Source organism: Shewanella polaris (genome assembly GCF_006385555.1).
GTDB classification, from domain to species: domain Bacteria; phylum Pseudomonadota; class Gammaproteobacteria; order Enterobacterales; family Shewanellaceae; genus Shewanella; species Shewanella polaris.
In genome coordinates this window covers 4,354,500-4,374,116 of sequence record NZ_CP041036.1, presented here as the reverse complement: position 1 = coordinate 4,374,116, position 19,617 = coordinate 4,354,500, and the positions used below count along the sequence as shown (strand labels likewise).

Annotated in this window: 14 protein-coding genes, 2 tRNA genes and 3 rRNA genes; 9 read left to right on the top strand and 10 right to left on the bottom strand. The window is 42.5% G+C overall.

The genetic code is table 11. The features are described 5' to 3' along the window. The first annotated feature begins 96 nt into the window (after positions 1–96). On the top strand, positions 97–876 hold the full coding sequence (gene murI, locus FH971_RS19040) for a glutamate racemase (protein WP_137224684.1): 780 nt from the start codon (positions 97–99) through the stop codon (positions 874–876). Between the two features lie 48 nt (positions 877–924). Here murI and FH971_RS19035 read toward each other — a convergent pair whose 3' ends face one another. Further along, positions 925–1,368, bottom strand: a complete 444-nt coding sequence (locus FH971_RS19035; protein WP_140235348.1) for an RNA recognition motif domain-containing protein — start codon at positions 1,366–1,368, stop codon at positions 925–927. A gap of 692 nt (positions 1,369–2,060) precedes the next feature. Here FH971_RS19035 and FH971_RS19030 point away from each other — a divergent pair. From FH971_RS19030 to rrf, 5 genes are all read left to right on the top strand, one after another. Continuing rightward, positions 2,061–3,603 (top strand): 16S ribosomal RNA (locus FH971_RS19030). Positions 3,604–3,823: 220 nt separating this feature from the next. Further along, a tRNA-Ile gene (locus FH971_RS19025) sits at positions 3,824–3,900 on the top strand. Between the two features lie 117 nt (positions 3,901–4,017). Further along, positions 4,018–4,093 (top strand) — tRNA-Ala (locus FH971_RS19020). 493 nt (positions 4,094–4,586) lie between these two features. Next, positions 4,587–7,489 (top strand): 23S ribosomal RNA (locus FH971_RS19015). A 151-nt stretch (positions 7,490–7,640) separates the two neighbouring features. Continuing rightward, positions 7,641–7,756, top strand: a 5S ribosomal RNA gene (gene rrf, locus FH971_RS19010). Together the 16S, 23S and 5S rRNA genes with 2 tRNA genes alongside form the textbook arrangement of a ribosomal RNA operon. 285 nt (positions 7,757–8,041) lie before the next feature. Here the strand turns inward: rrf and mutT are convergent. From mutT to nadC, 9 genes are all read right to left on the bottom strand, one after another. After that, the gene (mutT, locus tag FH971_RS19005) at positions 8,042–8,440 is read right to left on the bottom strand and encodes an 8-oxo-dGTP diphosphatase MutT (RefSeq protein WP_140235347.1); all 399 of its coding nucleotides are present in this window, start codon (positions 8,438–8,440) and stop codon (positions 8,042–8,044) included. A 10-nt stretch (positions 8,441–8,450) separates the two neighbouring features. Continuing rightward, positions 8,451–8,663, bottom strand: coding sequence for a DNA gyrase inhibitor YacG (gene yacG / locus FH971_RS19000; RefSeq protein ID WP_140235346.1), 213 nt, complete (start codon positions 8,661–8,663; stop codon positions 8,451–8,453). Positions 8,664–8,705: 42 nt separating this feature from the next. Beyond that, positions 8,706–9,440, bottom strand: a complete 735-nt coding sequence (gene zapD / locus FH971_RS18995; protein ID WP_140235345.1) for a cell division protein ZapD — start codon at positions 9,438–9,440, stop codon at positions 8,706–8,708. Continuing rightward, a complete protein-coding gene (gene coaE, locus FH971_RS18990; protein ID WP_140235344.1) occupies positions 9,433–10,062 on the bottom strand; it encodes a dephospho-CoA kinase in 630 nt (209 codons plus the stop codon). The genes zapD and coaE overlap by 8 nt, the downstream gene beginning before the upstream one ends. Next, positions 10,059–10,985 (bottom strand): prepilin peptidase, encoded by a 927-nt coding sequence (locus tag FH971_RS18985; RefSeq protein WP_140235343.1) that lies wholly within the window; start codon positions 10,983–10,985, stop codon positions 10,059–10,061. Before FH971_RS18985 ends, coaE begins: the two co-directional genes overlap by 4 nt. A 42-nt stretch (positions 10,986–11,027) precedes the next feature. Then, positions 11,028–12,299 (bottom strand): type II secretion system F family protein, encoded by a 1,272-nt coding sequence (locus FH971_RS18980; protein ID WP_140235342.1) that lies wholly within the window; start codon positions 12,297–12,299, stop codon positions 11,028–11,030. Between the two features lie 107 nt (positions 12,300–12,406). Beyond that, positions 12,407–14,113 carry a type IV-A pilus assembly ATPase PilB gene (gene pilB / locus FH971_RS18975; protein ID WP_140235341.1) on the bottom strand — a complete coding sequence of 569 codons (1,707 nt, stop codon included), beginning with the start codon at positions 14,111–14,113 and terminating at the stop codon, positions 12,407–12,409. A 560-nt stretch (positions 14,114–14,673) separates the two neighbouring features. Then, the gene (locus FH971_RS18970) at positions 14,674–15,039 is read right to left on the bottom strand and encodes a prepilin-type N-terminal cleavage/methylation domain-containing protein (protein WP_140235340.1); all 366 of its coding nucleotides are present in this window, start codon (positions 15,037–15,039) and stop codon (positions 14,674–14,676) included. Positions 15,040–15,819: 780 nt separating this feature from the next. Beyond that, positions 15,820–16,698, bottom strand: coding sequence for a carboxylating nicotinate-nucleotide diphosphorylase (nadC, locus tag FH971_RS18965; RefSeq protein WP_140235339.1), 879 nt, complete (start codon positions 16,696–16,698; stop codon positions 15,820–15,822). A gap of 208 nt (positions 16,699–16,906) precedes the next feature. Between nadC and ampD the strand changes: the two genes are divergently transcribed. The 3 genes from ampD (at position 16,907) to pdhR (ending at position 19,534) form a co-directional block, all read left to right on the top strand. Then, the gene (gene ampD, locus FH971_RS18960) at positions 16,907–17,461 is read left to right on the top strand and encodes a 1,6-anhydro-N-acetylmuramyl-L-alanine amidase AmpD (protein WP_140235338.1); all 555 of its coding nucleotides are present in this window, start codon (positions 16,907–16,909) and stop codon (positions 17,459–17,461) included. Positions 17,462–17,619: 158 nt separating this feature from the next. Then, complete coding sequence (ampE, locus tag FH971_RS18955; protein ID WP_140235337.1) at positions 17,620–18,471, top strand: beta-lactamase regulator AmpE; 852 nt, start codon at positions 17,620–17,622, stop codon at positions 18,469–18,471. Positions 18,472–18,781: 310 nt separating this feature from the next. Continuing rightward, positions 18,782–19,534, top strand: coding sequence for a pyruvate dehydrogenase complex transcriptional repressor PdhR (pdhR, locus tag FH971_RS18950; protein ID WP_137224710.1), 753 nt, complete (start codon positions 18,782–18,784; stop codon positions 19,532–19,534). The last annotated feature ends 83 nt before the right edge of the window (positions 19,535–19,617 follow it).

The window sequence follows — 19,617 nt, the reverse complement described above, 5'->3', positions numbered from 1 at the left end:
AATATTATACTAAATGACGCTCATGTCTAGTATTACGCGCCTAAGTATAAAGTTACATGATATTAATGCTGAGCATATACATATTTGGAGCCCATATTGTCTGGACCTATTTTAGTGTTTGATTCTGGTATCGGCGGATTGTCGGTTATGAACGAAATTAGAAAACTACTGCCACAGCATGATTATTGCTACTTATTTGATAATGCACGTTTACCCTATGGAAACTTATCAGAGCAAGAATTAATCGTGGGCTGTGTTGCATTGATAACCTTTCATGCACGACGTCTTAATGCCAGTATTGTTGTTGTCGCATGCAATACCGCCAGTACTCTAGTGTTACCCGAATTACGTAAGCAATTATCGATCCCTATCGTCGGTGTGGTTCCGGCAATTAAACCTGCTGCGATGCTATCAAAGAAAAAACACATTGGTTTGCTGGCAACTCCAGGTACAGTAAAGCGAGATTATACTCAGGCATTAATTAGCCAATTTGCAGAAGGTTGTAAGGTTGAATTGTTTGGTACGTCGGAGTTAGTCCTACTCGCAGAGCAACATGTTGCGCAGATACCGATAGACTTAATCGTATTAAAACAACTGCTATTGCCTATTATAGAATCAGATATCGATGTGCTAGTGCTTGGTTGTACACATTTCCCCATAATCGCGGCGGAAATTAGTCAATGCTTAGGAAGTGATGTGGCATTACTGGATTCAGGAGAGGCAGTTGCAAAGCGAGTGAGATTTCTATTAAGTAAAGAACAGCAAGGGAATAAGCACTTACAAGCTTGTTACACGAAAGGTATTAGCGAGGGATTAAAAGGAACATTAGTCGATTATGGTTTTGGTGATTTTTCGCTGGTAACCATAACCGACTAACAACACTGCTTAAATTGAACAGTGATAAGAATCTACTTTAAATAGCAATTAGCTATTATCTGAATCAGATTCTTGTGATTTAGCTTCTCTTACCTTTAACGTGCGTTCTTGAAAGCTGTAGTCGTTTAATTTCGACATTGCTTTCTGTGCGCCCGCTTCAGACATCTCAACAAAACCAAATCCTTTACGACGTCCTGTTTTACGGTCTCGCACTAAACGAACTGAGTTAACCGGTCCGTATTCGCCAAACAATGCCTTTACTTCTCCTTCATGAACACGGTAAGGCAAATTGCCTACATATAGTGTCATGGTAGGGCCAACATAAGGTTCATCAGAAGAACTTGAACCGCTAGATGGCATAAAGGTGAAAATTAACGTCGCAACGACTACACCAGCAATAAACGCTACCGAAGATGGTGTACCGCCAAACTGAGAAAAAACAAAAGCGCCAAGAAGCGCCGCAATCAAAACAATCACGAATGATTTCTGCATAAAATAATCTCTAATGATGAATATAAAAATGATAAATAACTGTTAAAATACTATTACATACTAATTAAAAATTACCAGATAAACCAGACCGCTGTTGAAAAATTGAGCTTAAAAGTCACTTAAATATCAAAAACAAGCATTTCCCATTTCATTGAAGATGGTTCTTTAAGCAAAAAAGCTAAAAAAGAATCGATCTGCATAAAAGTTCGACGTTCAATACGTTTCATCAATAAAAGCGCTTGCACTAAATCTTGTGTTGCCTATAATGCGCATCCACTGACACGGCAGACAGCGCAAGCAGTCACCGGGTTAGGTTGAATTAAGTGCTTCAAAACACTGAGTTCAGCAGCGAAAAGAAAGTTTGAAAAAACACTTGACGCCATAAAGGGAATGCGTAAAATACGCAGCCCAAGCCAACGACCTAGCGTCTTACGGCGATGCATGAAAGATAGCATCAACGCTCTTTAACAATTTATCAAGTAATCTGTGTGGACATTCACAGGTATTGAGTTATTCGACAATTACTTAAATCAGTTTAACTGCTTTAGGTAATCAAAAAATTTCAACTCAATGCAACGATGAATGTTCATAGCAATATGTAACAAGCATTTTATAGATTCTTCCGAGTTTATAAGGTGTAAATCAGAATTCATTGAGCCGAAATATTCCTAACAGAGTATTTCAAAAAACTTTAATTGAAGAGTTTGATCATGGCTCAGATTGAACGCTGGCGGCAGGCCTAACACATGCAAGTCGAGCGGTAACAGAAAGTAGCTTGCTACTTTGCTGACGAGCGGCGGACGGGTGAGTAATGCCTAGGGATCTGCCCAGTCGAGGGGGATAACAGTTGGAAACGACTGCTAATACCGCATACGCCCTACGGGGGAAAGGAGGGGACCTTCGGGCCTTTCGCGATTGGATGAACCTAGGTGGGATTAGCTAGTTGGTGAGGTAATGGCTCACCAAGGCGACGATCCCTAGCTGTTCTGAGAGGATGATCAGCCACACTGGGACTGAGACACGGCCCAGACTCCTACGGGAGGCAGCAGTGGGGAATATTGCACAATGGGGGAAACCCTGATGCAGCCATGCCGCGTGTGTGAAGAAGGCCTTCGGGTTGTAAAGCACTTTCAGTAGGGAGGAAAGGTAGCGTGTTAATAGCACGCTGCTGTGACGTTACCTACAGAAGAAGGACCGGCTAACTTCGTGCCAGCAGCCGCGGTAATACGAGGGGTCCGAGCGTTAATCGGAATTACTGGGCGTAAAGCGTACGCAGGCGGTTCATTAAGCTAGATGTGAAATCCCCGGGCTCAACCTGGGAATTGCATTTAGAACTGGTGAACTAGAGTCTTGTAGAGGGGGGTAGAATTTCAGGTGTAGCGGTGAAATGCGTAGAGATCTGAAGGAATACCGGTGGCGAAGGCGGCCCCCTGGACAAAGACTGACGCTCATGTACGAAAGCGTGGGGAGCAAACAGGATTAGATACCCTGGTAGTCCACGCCGTAAACGATGTCTACTCGGAGTTTGGTGACTTAGTCACTGGGCTCCCAAGCTAACGCATTAAGTAGACCGCCTGGGGAGTACGGCCGCAAGGTTAAAACTCAAATGAATTGACGGGGGCCCGCACAAGCGGTGGAGCATGTGGTTTAATTCGATGCAACGCGAAGAACCTTACCTACTCTTGACATCCACAGAAGCCGGAAGAGATTCTGGTGTGCCTTCGGGAACTGTGAGACAGGTGCTGCATGGCTGTCGTCAGCTCGTGTTGTGAAATGTTGGGTTAAGTCCCGCAACGAGCGCAACCCCTATCCTTATTTGCCAGCACGTAATGGTGGGAACTCTAGGGAGACTGCCGGTGATAAACCGGAGGAAGGTGGGGACGACGTCAAGTCATCATGGCCCTTACGAGTAGGGCTACACACGTGCTACAATGGCGTATACAGAGGGTTGCAAAGCCGCGAGGTGGAGCTAATCTCACAAAGTACGTCGTAGTCCGGATTGGAGTCTGCAACTCGACTCCATGAAGTCGGAATCGCTAGTAATCGTAGATCAGAATGCTACGGTGAATACGTTCCCGGGCCTTGTACACACCGCCCGTCACACCATGGGAGTGGGCTGCAAAAGAAGTGGGTAGTTTAACCTTCGGGAGAACGCTCACCACTTTGTGGTTCATGACTGGGGTGAAGTCGTAACAAGGTAGCCCTAGGGGAACCTGGGGCTGGATCACCTCCTTACCTATACGACTAACTCAATACCTAAAGTGCAGCAATGCATGTGAGTGTTCACACAGATTACTTGATAGAAAGAAAGAGAAAGATATACGTCTCTATTTAGACGACGTTAATTTGCTCTAGCACAAGGCGCTTGAAGCGTGAGGAAGGAAGTGTAGTACACTACACGACGACTGAACGATGAAAAGCAACGAAGTGATTGAGTGAAGAAACAAGTATAAATGGGTCTGTAGCTCAGCTGGTTAGAGCGCACCCCTGATAAGGGTGAGGTCGGTGGTTCAAGTCCACTCTGACCCACCAAAATCTTCGTGTTGCTGTGTTATGTAATTCGTCGTTTAGCAAGCTAAACGTCCTCATTACATGCCTTGCCTCACTCGATTTGGTACACTACGTATATTAATCTCACTGCATGTAAATGGGGCTATAGCTCAGCTGGGAGAGCGCCTGCCTTGCACGCAGGAGGTCTGCGGTTCGATCCCGCATAGCTCCACCATTTACACTTATCATGATGATAAGCATATGCATAGGTTAGAGATGCCAAAGATAAATGAAATTTTATCTTTGGCTTTTTTAAGCCCGCTCTTTAACAATTTGGAAAGCTGATAGTACTAACTAAAGGCGCATTGATAACGATCCGTTGTTATTGATGTGATTACGTTAGTGCGAAAAATAATACTGATGCGAAAGCATCAGTATCTTGAGTTCTCAAAACACTGTTTAAGTGTCTTGAATATTCTAAAAACTAAGGCGAGTCCACTTCCTACCCTGGAGGTGAGACAAGTAAAAACCAGCTGGTCATAATACGACCCTGTTTTTCTTATCATTTGTTCATTCAAAAGGTAAGCGCAGTTAATCGAAACGGTGTCTAAGCCGTGAAGCGAATGAGGAAGGAGTGTAGCAGCGCTACATGACTGACGAATGAGATTCACAATAACGACAGCGTGATGAGTAACAAGCGAAAAAAGAAAGACTCATTTGGGTTGTATGGTTAAGTGACTAAGCGTATACGGTGGATGCCTTGGCAGTCAGAGGCGATGAAGGACGTAATAACTTGCGAAAAGCGTTGGCGAGCTAGTAATAAGCATTTGAGCTAACGATATCCGAATGGGGAAACCCAGCAGCATAAGCTGTTATCACTACATGAATACATAGTGTAGTGAGGCAAACCCGGGGAACTGAAACATCTAAGTACCCGGAGGAAAAGAAATCAACCGAGATTCCCCTAGTAGCGGCGAGCGAACGGGGATTAGCCCTTAAGTCTATGGGGTGTTAGTGGAATGTGTTGGAAAGCACAGCGGCACAGGGTGATAGCCCCGTACATGAAAACTAACCATAGATGAAAACGAGTAAGGCGGGACACGTGACATCCTGTTTGAATATGGGGGGACCATCCTCCAAGGCTAAATACTCCTGACTGACCGATAGTGAACCAGTACCGTGAGGGAAAGGCGAAAAGAACCCCTGTGAGGGGAGTGAAATAGAACCTGAAACCGTGTACGTACAAGCAGTGGGAGCGGTTCTTGAGACCGTGACTGCGTACCTTTTGTATAATGGGTCAGCGACTTACGTTTTGTAGCGAGGTTAAGCGAATAGCGGAGCCGTAGGGAAACCGAGTGTTAACTGCGCGTTTAGTTGCAAGGCGTAGACCCGAAACCGAGTGATCTAGCCATGGGCAGGTTGAAGGTTGAGTAACATCAACTGGAGGACCGAACCGACTTATGTTGAAAAATGAGCGGATGACTTGTGGCTGGGGGTGAAAGGCCAATCAAACTCGGAGATATCTGGTTCTCCTCGAAAGCTATTTAGGTACGCCTCGAGCGAATACCATTGGGGGTAGAGCACTGTTAAGGCTAGGGGTCATCCCGACTTACCAACCCTTTGCAAACTCCGAATACCAATGAGTACTACTCGGGAGACAGACAGCGGGTGCTAACGTCCGTTGTCAAAAGGGAAACAACCCAGACCGTCAGCTAAGGTCCCAAAGTGTATGTTAAGTGGGAAACGATGTGGGAAGGCTTAGACAGCTAGGATGTTGGCTTAGAAGCAGCCATCATTTAAAGAAAGCGTAATAGCTCACTAGTCGAGTCGGCCTGCGCGGAAGATTTAACGGGGCTAAACATACCACCGAAGCTACGGGTGCATGCCATTAGGTGTGCGCGGTAGAGGAGCGTTCTGTAAGCGGTTGAAGGTGAAGGGGTAACCCACACTGGACGTATCAGAAGTGCGAATGCTGACATGAGTAACGATAAAGGGAGTGAAAAACTCCCTCGCCGAAAGACCAAGGGTTCCTGTCCAACGTTAATCGGGGCAGGGTGAGTCGACCCCTAAGGTGAGGCCGAAAGGCGTAATCGATGGGAAACAGATTAATATTTCTGTACTTTTGCTAACTGCGATGGAGAGACGGAGAAGGCTAGGCTAGCGCGGCGTTGGTAGTCCGCGTTTAAGGTAGTAGGCTGTATTCTTAGGCAAATCCGGGAATACGTACTTAAATGTACAGGTTGAGAGCTGATGACGAGTCACTAAGGTGATGAAGTAGTTGATGCCATGCTTCCAGGAAAATCTTCTAAGCTTCAGGTTAGTAGAAATCGTACCCCAAACCGACACAGGTGGTCGGGTAGAGAATACCAAGGCGCTTGAGAGAACTCGGCTGAAGGAACTAGGCAAAATGGTACCGTAACTTCGGGAGAAGGTACGCTGCTGTCGGTGATGGGACTTGCTCCCTAAGCTGACGGCAGTCGCAGATACCAGGTGGCTGCAACTGTTTATCAAAAACACAGTACTGTGCAAAATCGCAAGATGACGTATACGGTATGACGCCTGCCCGGTGCCGGAAGGTTAATTGATTGGGTTATCTTCGGAGAAGCTCATGATCGAAGCCCCGGTAAACGGCGGCCGTAACTATAACGGTCCTAAGGTAGCGAAATTCCTTGTCGGGTAAGTTCCGACCTGCACGAATGGCGTAATGATGGCCACGCTGTCTCCAGCCGAGACTCAGTGAAGTTGAAATTGCGGTGAAGATGCCGTATACCCGCGGCTAGACGGAAAGACCCCGTGAACCTTTACTATAGCTTGGCACTGAACATTGAACCTACATGTGTAGGATAGGTGGGAGACTTTGAAACTTTGACGCTAGTCAGAGTGGAGTCAATCTTGAAATACCACCCTTGTAGTTTTGATGTTCTAACCGCGGCCCCTTATCGGGGTTCGGGACAGTGCCTGGTGGGTAGTTTGACTGGGGCGGTCTCCTCCCAAAGAGTAACGGAGGAGCACGAAGGTTGGCTAAGTACGGTCGGACATCGTACGGTTAGTGCAATGGCATAAGCCAGCTTAACTGCGAGACATACACGTCGAGCAGGTACGAAAGTAGGTCATAGTGATCCGGTGGTTCTGAATGGAAGGGCCATCGCTCAACGGATAAAAGGTACTCCGGGGATAACAGGCTGATACCGCCCAAGAGTTCATATCGACGGCGGTGTTTGGCACCTCGATGTCGGCTCATCACATCCTGGGGCTGAAGTCGGTCCCAAGGGTATGGCTGTTCGCCATTTAAAGTGGTACGCGAGCTGGGTTCAGAACGTCGTGAGACAGTTCGGTCCCTATCTGCCGTGGGCGTTGGATGATTGAAGGAAGCTGCTCCTAGTACGAGAGGACCGGAGTGGACGAACCGCTGGTGTTCGGGTTGTTATGCCAATAGCATTGCCCGGTAGCTACGTTCGGAATCGATAACCGCTGAAAGCATCTAAGCGGGAAGCGAGTCCTAAGATGAGTCATCCCTAGAGCTTTAAGCTCTCTAAAGGGCCGTAGGAGACTACTACGTTGATAGGCAAGGTGTGTAAGCGTTGTGAGGCGTTGAGCTAACTTGTACTAATGACCCGTGAGGCTTAACCATACAACCCAGATGGGTTTTACTGACCTTAGTGTTAGAATAGAGCGCTTAGACAGTGTGAGAGACTCAATACTCTTAATAAGAGTAAAAGCAATCAGCTTTCCGAATTATTATTTAATGCATCAAGAATAATGCGTTAGATAAGCAAAATTTGTCTGGAAACCATAGAGCTGTGGCACCACCTGATCCCATTCCGAACTCAGAAGTGAAACACAGTATCGCCGATGGTAGTGTGGGGTCTCCCCATGTGAGAGTAGGTCATTTCCAGGCGCCTAATTGACTTGAAAGAGTCGTGAAACAGCCCGCTATTATATAGCGGGCTTTTTTACATCTGTCATTTGTTGATATTATGGCTTGGTTTATCTGAACATAATGCTTGTGTGGCCGATATGCCCATGTGTCCCCTTCGGGGATAAAAGAGTAGGTCGTTTCCAGGCGCCTAATTGACTTGAAAGTGTCGTGAGACAGCCCGCTATTATATAGCGGGCTTTTTTACGTCTGTCATTTGTTGAGAGGGTAAAAATTATTGCAGCAGAATCTGGTGGCTTAGTGTTTTTATAAATTTAACGTTAAAAGCTTATCTACAATGGGTTTATTGGCTTCTGGGAATTCATATTTAGAGATGGTTTGTAGTTCAACCCATGCTATTTGTTGCCCTTCAACACCAGCGGCTTGGCCATTGAAATCTGTCACTAAGTGAATATCAAGCCTAACCTGCTTATCTGGGTAGTCATGACTAATATCCATAAACTCTGTGGTGCTGTTTACATCAAGATTAACTTCTTCTTTCAATTCGCGAATTAGCGCTGCGGTTACCGTTTCATTTTGTTCTACTTTACCGCCTGGGAATTCCCATTTTCCGCCTTGGTGCAAATGGTCATGACGCTTAGCTAATAAAATTTGCTTATGTTGATTTATGATAACGCCGACGGCAACATGTACCCTTTTTTGCATGTTATGCCCCTTAGTCTTTAAAGAAGTCGCCTTCATCAAAACCAATATCATCAAGCATATCAGGATCGATACTATTCTTAACCGGAATTGCGTGTTTCTCGCTAGCCCAGTCACCAAGGTCGATAAGTTTACAACGCTCACTACAAAAAGGTTTAAATAGAGATTCGTCTTTCCATTCAACTTTGGTGCTACAAATAGGGCAGTTTACTACTGTTAAAGGCATAATCGTTCTTAGTCATTAATGTTGTTACTGATGGTAAAGTGTTTAAGTGCAGGTTGCTAGTGAGAATTCAACAGATTCATTAGTATGACGTTGTAAATTAAAATCTACGAAATGGATAGCGTAACGATTTCGATGGCCACTAATGGTGGGATAATAATTTTGGTTGGAATTTATTTTAACTCGGATTAACGACAGTGGTTGCGAAGAATCACCTTGAAAAAAACCTGCTTGTGCATGGCATAGATTAAAGTCTGCAGTAGATCTGATTAATTCTAATAATAGGGATATCGGTGCCAGAAGTGGTTGATATTGTACTAACCAGTTTTGAATATCTAGTTGCCTATGTTGCCAATCCTGGCCTAACCAAAAATGCAGCTGAGGCAAATCAAAGTTACAGTACGCTCCTGTCATATTTGATCGTTGTCGTAATGCGGTAATAAATTTATCTTGTTTGAGTCTACAACCAATTCTTTCTTGTATTTGTAACGGTGACTTAAATGCGTTAAGTCTTTCTGTGAGTCGATCGACTTGAACACTATCGACATTTGAGTTTTTTCGCCAATTGGAAATTAGCTGAATTTGCTTTTCAATATCTTTTAATATGTCGGTGCGATAATCACAACGTTCAGTGAGCTCTGCAAGAGAGAAAAGCGAGGGGAAACATTGATGTTGATGATCTTGTGTGGCATATAATTGCAACTGTTGGCCAAGATTATCTATGCGTAAATAACTACGTATTTTTTCATTTAATGGTTGTTCGTAGATTAAATCAGTCATTGAGGTCAGTTTCTAAATCAGCAGCCTGTTGTAAGTATTGTTGGTGCAGACGTAATACTTGACTGCGCAACAGTTCATTTTCTCCTTGATTATCAATAATATTATCAGCTTGAGCGACACGTCGTTCTCGGATCATTTGACTCGCAAGAATATGTTCGACTTGTTGTTTACTGACACCATCACGTTGTATCGTCCTTGAAATTTGTAACTCGGGTGCAATGTCTACAACCAAAGTGGTATTCACTAAACTATCTAAATGGTTCTCAAATAGCAAGGGTGCCACCATTATCACATAGGCTGACGTTGATGCTTGTACTTGAGTTAGCATTTGGTGACGGATCATAGGATGGAGCAAATTATTAAGCCACAAACGTTGTTGAGGGTTATTAAATACTTGGGCTCGTAAAGCCGCTCTATCAAGGCTGCCATCGACTAATAAAATAGCCTTACCGAAATGCTCTGTTATTGCTTTTAGTCCATCAGAACCTATTGAGACAACCTCTCGAGCGATAACATCAGCGTCGACTAAGTCTATGCCGTATTCAGCAAATAAGTTCGCTACAGTGGTTTTGCCACTTCCAATACCACCGGTAAGACCGACAACAAACTTGTTTTTAATCATAATGTGCTTAGATACCAGTTAAGAATATCTTGCCCCCAAACTAACGCTATCCAACCCGCGGCAGCGATATAAGGGCCAAAAGGAATTGGATTACCTTTATTGAGCTTTTTAGCGATAATCATCGTTATACCTACTACAGCACCAACCAGTGAAGATAATAGAATAATTAATGGCAGCATTTGCCAACCTAACCAAGCACCGAATACGGCTAACAGTTTAAAGTCACCGTAGCCCATACCTTCTTTGCCAGTAACCAGTTTAAATAACCAAAATACCGACCATAAACTTAAATAACCTGCAGCAGCACCAATAATGGCATCTTCAGGGCTAGCATAAATACCTTTAAGGTTAATAATTAACCCTAACCACAATATTGGTAATGTCAGTTGGTCCGGTAATAGCATTTCATCTAAATCGATGCCTGTTAACGCAACTAACACAAACGTTAAAATACTGGCATACACAAACTGCCATGTTGGGCCAAAATGCCAAGCTAAAGTGGCAATTAATGCCCCTGTTAATAATTCGATAATCGGATAGCGTATTGAAATACCCGTCTTACAATCGGCGCATTTCCCCTTAAGCATTATCCAACCGAGCACGGGAATATTATGCCAAGGTTTAATGTTGGCTTTGCATTTTGGGCATGCAGAGCCGGGTACTACAATATTGTATTTTGCTGGGAATTGATCGATAGGTTTATTTAAGCGCTCATTACCCACCTGTTTAACAATATCTGGATGGTATTCGTTTAAATAATAATTACATTCACTTTGCCATTCTCGTTTCATCATCACTGGCAAGCGGTGAATCACCACATTGAGAAAGCTGCCAATGGTAGCAGCAAAAATAAAGCTAATTACGATAAATACCCAAGGGTACTGGTACATTGTTGTTACAAAAGTTGAAATAAATTCAGTCATTCTTTGTTCTTATTTTTAATTCTTATGTTCAGTATAATTCAATTAGCCGCCAACAATATTACCCATCTGGAAAATGGGTAAATACATAGCGACAATTAATCCGCCGACAACAGTTCCAATAACAACCATCATAATAGGTTCTATTAAGCTTGATAGACCATCAACTGCGTCATCCACTTGCATTTCATAAATGTTTGCCACTTTATTAAGCATATCATCTAAGCCACCGGACTCTTCACCAATCATTACCATTTGAACCAGCATGTCGGGGAATAAACCCGTGGTGCGCATGGCGACATTCATTTGCATGCCAGACATCACTTCCTGACGGACCTTCAATAATGCTTTGCGATAAACATAATTACCTGATGCGCCAGCAGCTGATTCTAAACCATCTATTAAGGGTACGCCTGCTGCGAAGGTCGTCGATAAAGTGCGGGCAAAACGAGCCATTGCGGCCTTATGGAGGATTTCGCCAAGGATAGGGATTTTTAAAATAATTTCGTCAATTCTGTTTCTAAAAGTTTGAGAGGTTCTATGGGCTCTTTTAAATAGCCAAATACTAACTACGATAGCTATTGCAAAGTAATACCATGAGGCTTGTAACCCTCTAGAAAGACCTACAACAATCTGGGTAAACGCAGGCAGTTCTGCACCAAAGCCTTTAAAAATATCTTCAAATTGTGGTACTACAAACAGTAACAGCAGAACGGTAACGGCAATAGCCACTATGACCACGGCAGCTGGGTAAAACATCGCTTTTTTAATTTTGGATTTTAATTGTTCAGCTTTTTCTCTGTAGGTAGCGACTCGATCGAATACCGCATCTAAGGAACCTGAATGTTCACCTGCAGCCACTAAGTCAACATATAAATCGTCGAAATATAATCTATGTGGTCTGAGTGAATCAGATAATGGTATACCCGATTGAACATCTGACAGGATAGTTCCTAATAGTTCTCTTACTTTGGCTTTTTCATGGCCGCGGCCAAGTAATTCGATCGTTGTTACTAATGGCACACCTGCAGCCAGCATGGTTGCTATTTGGCGAGTGATCATTGCAATGTCCATTGCGGTGATCTTTTTTTCAGATTTAAATAGCGGTGCGGATTTTTTGCGAACGCCTTTTGGTGTAACACCTTGCGCTTTTAACACGCTGCGAATTTCAGCTATAGTTGATCCTTTCAATTCACCCGAAGTGCGTTGACCATCGCGGTTAATGCCTTTCCATTGGTAGGTAAATACCTTAGGTTGGTGTTTAGTTGTTTTTTTTACCTTTGCCTTCGGTTTTCTTTTAGCTGTTGTTGTGGCCATTTAGCCAATCCTTTTATTTTCCGCTGCACCACGTTAAGGCATTATTGTTAATAGAGAATAATCAATTAACGAGTTGATTTATTATAGCTGATTTGACTATAGCTGAATTAAAAGCTAGTGACACGGTTAATTTCCGCGATGCTAGTTACGCCGTGGATAACTTTGAGCAACCCAGATTGACGTAAATCTCGCATACCTTGCTGCTTAGCGAGGGTTGCTATTTGCAGCGAGTTACCACCTTCCATAATAGTGCGTGCAATTTCATCACTCATTTTCATTACTTCGTAAATGCCGACTCGGCCCTTATAACCGCCAGAGCAAAGCTCACAGCCTACAGGTTTGAATACGGTAAAGCCTTTGGCTATGTCTGCTTCAGCAAAGCCTAAACGTTGTAGTTCTGCAACTGGGATTATTTCTTCATGTTTACATGCTGGGCATAAGCGTCTGGCAAGTCGTTGAGCAATGATTAAGTTAACGGAACTGGCAATGTTATAACCAGGAACCCCCATGTTGATTAAACGCGTGAGAGTTTCTGCTGCCGAGTTGGTGTGCAGCGTTGATAACACTAAATGACCTGTTTGCGCCGCTTTAATGGCGATTTCAGCGGTTTCTAAATCACGGATTTCACCTACCATTACTACATCAGGATCTTGACGCAAAAATGAGCGTAATGCAGATGCGAATGTTAAACCGGCTTTTAAATTAATATGAACCTGATTAACCCCTTCAAGGTTAATTTCAACCGGATCTTCTGCAGTAGAGATATTACGCTCTTCGGTATTAAGAATATTCAGCCCAGTGTACAAGGAAACTGTTTTTCCTGAGCCTGTGGGGCCAGTGACTAATATCATGCCTTGAGGTTTGGCGAGCATTTCTTCATATAGTAAACGTTGATCATCTTCATACCCGAGCTTTTCAATACCCAGTTGTGCGGATGATGAGTCTAAAATACGCATTACGATTTTCTCGCCCCAAATAGTGGGCAAGCTACTGACTCGAAAATCGATAGATTTGGTGCGCGACAGTTTCATTTTAATTCGACCATCTTGTGGCACTCTGCGCTCAGCAATATCGAGTTTTGACATTACCTTTAAACGTGCCGAAATTCGGTTGGATAGGTTCACCGGTGGCTCTGAAACTTCGTGTAATATACCGTCAATACGGAAACGGATCCGGTAGCGTTTTTCATAGGGTTCGAAATGTAAGTCAGAGGCCCCTTTACGAATGGCATCGGTAAGGATTTTATTAATATAGATAACAATGGGGGCATCATCACTACTGTCACCAGTTGGTTCATCCCGCCTTTCATTATCGGTAACTTCCATATTGGCGAGCGCTTCTTCGTCCACACCGGCTAAGTCTAACCCTGAAATGTCATCTTCAATGATTTTTTCTAGTGCTTTTAAGAGCTTATCATCCTCAACGAGAATAGCTTCCGCATGTAAACCTAAACTAAATTGAAAATCTTCAAGAGCGGCAATATTGGTTGGATCTGAGGTTGCAATATAAAGACGATTACCCCTTTTAAAAAGTGGTAAACATTTGTGCTTTTCAATCAGCTTTTTGTTAAGTAAGTCTTCAGGAATACTCGATATTTCAAATTCATTTAAATCGAGTAGAGGAGTACCATATTCTTCATAACACAATTCTGCAATTTCGCGTGATGATAAAACTTTAGATAGAACTAAGGTGCTTACTAAAGAATGTCTCGACTTTCTCGATTCCGAAATAGCATTAGATAATTGCTCTTCGCTAAGCAGTCCTTTGCGAATAAACAGTGTCGATAATCCTAAATGTAGTCCAGTAGAAGACATGGGGGCTCCAGTTATACCCAAGAGCTAAAATAATAACGTCTTTTTATAAGGTTGTCATTTTAGACGATTTAATAAATTATCATTTGCAGCATTAAATAGATATGTGTCAGAGTTGTTTTTTTAGCTGGAATACCCATAAAATACGCTAAATATTAGTAACATAACTTTTAGCAACATCTCTCAGTCATCTGTTTCTGTGTATAGTTTCATCTTAACTCACGACTATTATTTATGTACCGAACAGATATAAGCCAAATGTGTTTATTTCTACTTCTTATAAGTATTGTATGGAAAGAGCTCTTTGAGGTGTAATTGTTAAAAAGTGAACACTAAATTAGATAATATCAAAAGAAGTATGTGCAATTGAAAATTGAATCTATAGGATTACCTACTAGTATGTGGATATTTTTAATTTATTGTATTTGGTTTTTTAGTAGGGTTGTTTTTGCAGAATAGATTGATTACTAACTTAAGTAAAAAGTATTGATTTTTCATCTTAGACATACGGTGTTTATTATTAAAATAAGCACTCTTACACAGAGTGCTTATTTAGTAATTAACTATGCAGCTGTACAGTTTACGGTTGTAAAGTTACATGTAACCGTCCCAGCACCATCTTTCGCTGGAAATTCAACTGCTACTGCAGCATCTAACTTTGTCAAATCGTCAGGTAAATCCGTATCGGCTGGGCCAGTACAAGCCGAAGGTGTATATGTAGGCATTGCAATCTCTGCAACAATTGAAGCTGCTCTTGCCTTAGTTTGAGCTGTTGCTTCAGCTAAACATGAGTTAAGCTTACCTTTGTTAACATAATCTTTATATGCAGGCAATGCGATTGCTGCAAGAATACCGATGATCGCGACTACGATCATTAATTCGATAAGAGTGAAACCCTTAGCATTTTTGATTTGGTTGATACCTTTCATTATTTCTCTCCGTAAAATAGGCCGGGTAGTTTCAATCCTCGATAACTGCGAGCTTAGTCTAGTCATAGAGCCTAGTCACTAAGTCGCCTGGCATTCCATTTGCCTAAAACCTTAAAGCACAATTATGTGGTGTTCGATGACCACGATTTTTATAGTGCCAACATTCCTTGTGTTGCCCATCGTTATTTATAAGCACAATGCACATATAAAAAACAATGTTAACTGCAAATAATGTTAGCTAATTATTTACTTAATGACATTTCGGCTGAGCGGTAAACATAGAGTAAATACGTTAATATTAACAAAATAAAAAATAACATTTGCCCATGTTTTAAAAGATAAATGTTAATTAGTTGATAACAATTGACGTAATTTACAATCTTATGATTATAGTCCATGGCCTAAAAGCCAACTCGCCTAGGACAAAGTTAGTATAAATTGTTACACAATGGAATAGTCTTAACGTACAAATAAGAAATAAATGTCTAAAAATGCACTAATTTCACGTTATCCGCACTTGGTACGATAAATTATTTTTTGACATTAGCGATTAATGAATGTTTTTTTGACAAAAATGCAACAAAATTGATTTTTTGGCGCTTTTTTGATGACTGATTTGAATTAGCACAAAGCCTAGAGGCTAGAGCGCTACGCTGCTAGATGCGATAAAAGCTCAACAGCAAAGTTGCCCTAGTATCTCAATCTCAGCAGCGAAGCTGTCCTAGAAGCGCAGCGACCTCGCAGGACGCAGTCCGCCCTAGCACCTAGGATCTAGAAGCATTACGCTTTTAATCGTAACGACAAGTCTAGCGCTTTAATGTGTTTGGTCAGTGCGCCCACAGATATATAGTCAACACCGGTTTGTGCAAAACTGGCTAGGGTGTCTAACGTGACATTGCCTGACACTTCTAATTTGGCACCTTTACCTTGGTCTTTATAACGATTATTTAGGCTAACGGCATCAACCATCATAGTGACATCAAAATTGTCTAACATGATGATGTCTGCGCCGCCGTCGAGAGCTTGGGTTAATTCGTTAAGTGACTCTACTTCAACTTCTACTGGTTTTTGGCTGTCTAATTGACGTGCTGCGTTAATGGCTTTTGAAATGCCACCACAAGCCATGATGTGATTTTCTTTAATCAAAAAAGCATCGAACAAGCCAATGCGATGATTATGTCCACCGCCACAGGTGACAGCGTATTTTTGTGCAGTTCGAAGGCCCGGAATAGTTTTGCGGGTGTCGAGTAATTGAGTATGAGTGCCAGCAAGCTTGTTGACGTACAGTTTGGTTAAGCTGGCAACGCCTGACAACATCTGAATAAAGTTCATTGCTGTGCGCTCGCCTGTTAAAATGGCTCGAGCAGGACCAGACAGTTCACACAAGACTTGGTTAGGGACCACTAAATCACCGTCGTCAACGTGCCAATGGAGTGCGACTTCACTACCCAGTTGATTAAATACTTGTTCAGCCCATTCTTTGCCACAGAAAACCCCTTCTTCGCGAGTGATGAGTACCCCAGACATGTGTTTATCTTCAGGAATCAGTTGTGCGGTGATGTCAGCAGTAAGCATCCCATGAATGGTATTGTGGGGTGTGTATCCTAAGTCTTCATCTAAGGCAGTTTTTACAGCGTGACGAATGTCATTTTCTAACATAAGCAAAGTCCTTGCTAACATAGCGTGATAGGGCAAAACGGTATCCGCATTCAGTAGAGTGTTTATTGCCGAAAGCAGCTATTAAAGATTAACATAATTTATCGCTATACTGACACAAGCAAATAGGTAATTTTTAGGATTGGTATTGCTGTTTAATACTGTTAAATTTGAACTCATAATGGTTTAGTTGTGATGTTTAAGGATGGATATGCCACAAGGCTTAATGGAACAAGGTTGGTTAACCCAGGCTCGAAAGTGTATATCGCCACATTTTAACGCTCGCCCCAATGGCGAGGTGAGTTTGTTGGTGATACATAATATTAGCTTACCCGCGGGGTGTTTTGGCTTACCGCACATTGATGAACTATTCCAAGGTTGCCTAAATGTAGATGCTGACGACAGTTTTACTGAGTTAGCAAGCTTGCAAGTTTCGGCGCATTTTCTTATTCGCCGTGATGGTGAAGTGGTTCAATATGTGGGTTGTGATGACAGAGCTTGGCATGCTGGCGTCTCTGAATTCAATGGGCGTGAGGGTTGTAACGATTTTGCCATAGGTATAGAACTAGAAGGGACAGATAACAGTGGGTATACCGATGAGCAATATGATCAATTAATCCTGTTAACATTGGAGTTAATGGCGCAGTATCCTATGATTAATGTAAATAATATTGTCGGCCATTGTGATATTGCGCCAGGACGTAAAACAGATCCCGGTAGTGGTTTTGATTGGTCTCGATATAAGCAAGCCATTCCAGTTGTTTAGGTTAGCACTTAGAGATTACGAACTTGAAACACAACACTTAGCGCTTAAAATAGCACTTACAGACTTTGCTGATGTTAGATGGTACTTATCAATATAGCCCGCAAAAGAGCTGCTTATTAATGCTGGCAATAACTGAATAGAAGTAAAAAAGGATTTTCATGGCGTTATTTTCATTGTTAATGGCAATTTTAGTAGAGCGTTTGAAACTTCTGCCCAGTGGTTGGCAGTTTGATAGCGTTATAGCGCGTTACCAAAAATTATTTTGGGATAACCAATCGCTTAAATCCGAATTTGGTGTTGCGATGGCAATTGTGTTGCCTGCTTTATTGGTTTTGCTGATTAGTTTTCTGCTCGATGGTATTTTTTATGATTTATTGAGTTTGTTGTTTTGGGTGCTGATATCCATTATTTGTTTTTGCCACCAGTCATTACGACGGGTGTTTAAACAGTATATTCAAGCGGCATGTCGGGGCGACATACAAGCTTGTTATAGATTGGCCGGAGAGTTGGACTGTACTGAACACTTGCATGTGGTTGATGAGCAAGATTTAGGTCGTAAAGTGGGGCAAATAACCGCTTGGATTAATTATCGCTATTACGGCGCAGTGGCATTGTATTTAATATTTTTAGAACCCGTTGGCGCTGTTTTGTATTGTACAGTGCGTTTTTTTAGTGATTACAATAATAAAAATACGCTTGAGATGCCATTAGTTGATCGTTTGCTGATGCTATTGGATTGGCTGCCAAGCCGTATCTTTAGTTTTGGCTATGTATTAAGTGGTCAATTTAGCACTGGTTTGAGTGCTTGGCGACAATATGGTTTAAGTGGCAAAACCGATGCGAAAACAATCGTAACTTACACTGCTGTCGCGGCAGAATCTTTACCTGAAGCAGGTGATGCGCCGCTGAGTATACGGTCGACATTGGCATTACTGGCATTGAGTAAGCGTAATTTTGTGTTATTGCTGACAATGGTTTCGGTATTAACCATTTTTGGTGTTGTTAGTTAGACTCTAGGGTGGACTACGTCCTACTAGGACAGCTTTGCTGCTGAGATTTTATAGCCTCTAGCAACGAAGCGCTCTAGTTCCTAGGGCGGCTTTATTGTATCCAGCGTTGAGGTTAATTCGAGTAAATGGTCTGACCCCTTGAGTGTTAATATCAGTTATGCTCTTGGCTTGAGCGTTTTAAACGAATACGGTGTTCTATTGTCGATATGCCGATAACTAGACATGGCTTGTATGATTTGATAAAGTGCGCTATCTCATATTAATTGGTCAGACCAATTGACAATTGCTTGTTTAGGGAGCAGGGCGCCAGATGGCTTATATTAAAATTAACCAGCCAAAAATTTCTGATGTGATCATGGAGCAATTAGAGCGAATGATCCTTGAAGGCAGTTTACAGCCGGGTCAGAAACTACCTCCTGAACGCGAACTCGCGGTACAATTTGAAGTGTCTCGTCCTTCTTTACGTGAAGCGATTCAAAAATTAGAAGCTAAAGGGTTGCTGATGCGTCGTCAAGGCGGTGGCACCTATGTAAAAGAACAACTTTGGCAAAGTCTTGCCGATCCTATCGTTGAATTAATGCATAACGATTCAGAAAGTCAGTATGACTTACTTGAATTTCGTCACGCTACTGAAGGCATGATGGCGTATTTTGCTGCATTGCGCGGTACTGATGCGGATATGCAAAATATTAAAAACCGAATTAATGAAGTAGAAGCCGCAAGCGGTATTGAAGAGCAGGCTGATGCAATTGTACATTTTTATCGTGCAGTGGCAGAGGCGTCACACAATGTTGCAATGCTTCATCTAGTATTAAGTTTAACCCCTGTACTACATAAAAATGTAGAACAAAACTTGGAACTTTTAAGCCGACGCGAAGAAGCTTCCACCATGGCAAATGATCACAGACGAGCTTTACTCGCTGCGATTGTACGTCGGGACCCAGACGCTGCGCGTGAAGCTTCGAATGAACATTTAAGCTATATCGAAGAAGTCATGTTGGCAGTAAGAGAAGAAGACAGTCGGTTGCAACGTAGTTTGCGCCGTTTAAAGAGCGGTGTGTAGTACTTGTCACTTTGAATAAGAATACATTTTTGCTGTGTCAACAAGCAGCAACTAAAAGCCGAAATATAACCCGTATATAAAGA

Excerpts from the sequence above, each read along its gene's own strand:
- coaE (WP_140235344.1), bottom strand. The coding sequence starts at position 10,062 with ATGATTAAAAACAAGTTTGTTGTCGGTCTTACCGGTGGTATTGGAAGT.
- nadC (WP_140235339.1), bottom strand. The coding sequence starts at position 16,698 with ATGTTAGAAAATGACATTCGTCACGCTGTAAAAACTGCCTTAGATGAA.
- ampD (WP_140235338.1), top strand. The coding sequence starts at position 16,907 with ATGCCACAAGGCTTAATGGAACAAGGTTGGTTAACCCAGGCTCGAAAG.
- mutT (WP_140235347.1), bottom strand. The coding sequence starts at position 8,440 with ATGCAAAAAAGGGTACATGTTGCCGTCGGCGTTATCATAAATCAACAT.
- FH971_RS18985 (WP_140235343.1), bottom strand. The coding sequence starts at position 10,985 with ATGACTGAATTTATTTCAACTTTTGTAACAACAATGTACCAGTACCCT.
- yacG (WP_140235346.1), bottom strand. The coding sequence starts at position 8,663 with ATGCCTTTAACAGTAGTAAACTGCCCTATTTGTAGCACCAAAGTTGAA.
- pilB (WP_140235341.1), bottom strand. The coding sequence starts at position 14,113 with ATGTCTTCTACTGGACTACATTTAGGATTATCGACACTGTTTATTCGC.
- FH971_RS18980 (WP_140235342.1), bottom strand. The coding sequence starts at position 12,299 with ATGGCCACAACAACAGCTAAAAGAAAACCGAAGGCAAAGGTAAAAAAA.
- FH971_RS19035 (WP_140235348.1), bottom strand. The coding sequence starts at position 1,368 with ATGCAGAAATCATTCGTGATTGTTTTGATTGCGGCGCTTCTTGGCGCT.
- ampE (WP_140235337.1), top strand. The coding sequence starts at position 17,620 with ATGGCGTTATTTTCATTGTTAATGGCAATTTTAGTAGAGCGTTTGAAA.
- pdhR (WP_137224710.1), top strand. The coding sequence starts at position 18,782 with ATGGCTTATATTAAAATTAACCAGCCAAAAATTTCTGATGTGATCATG.
- FH971_RS18970 (WP_140235340.1), bottom strand. The coding sequence starts at position 15,039 with ATGAAAGGTATCAACCAAATCAAAAATGCTAAGGGTTTCACTCTTATC.
- zapD (WP_140235345.1), bottom strand. The coding sequence starts at position 9,440 with ATGACTGATTTAATCTACGAACAACCATTAAATGAAAAAATACGTAGT.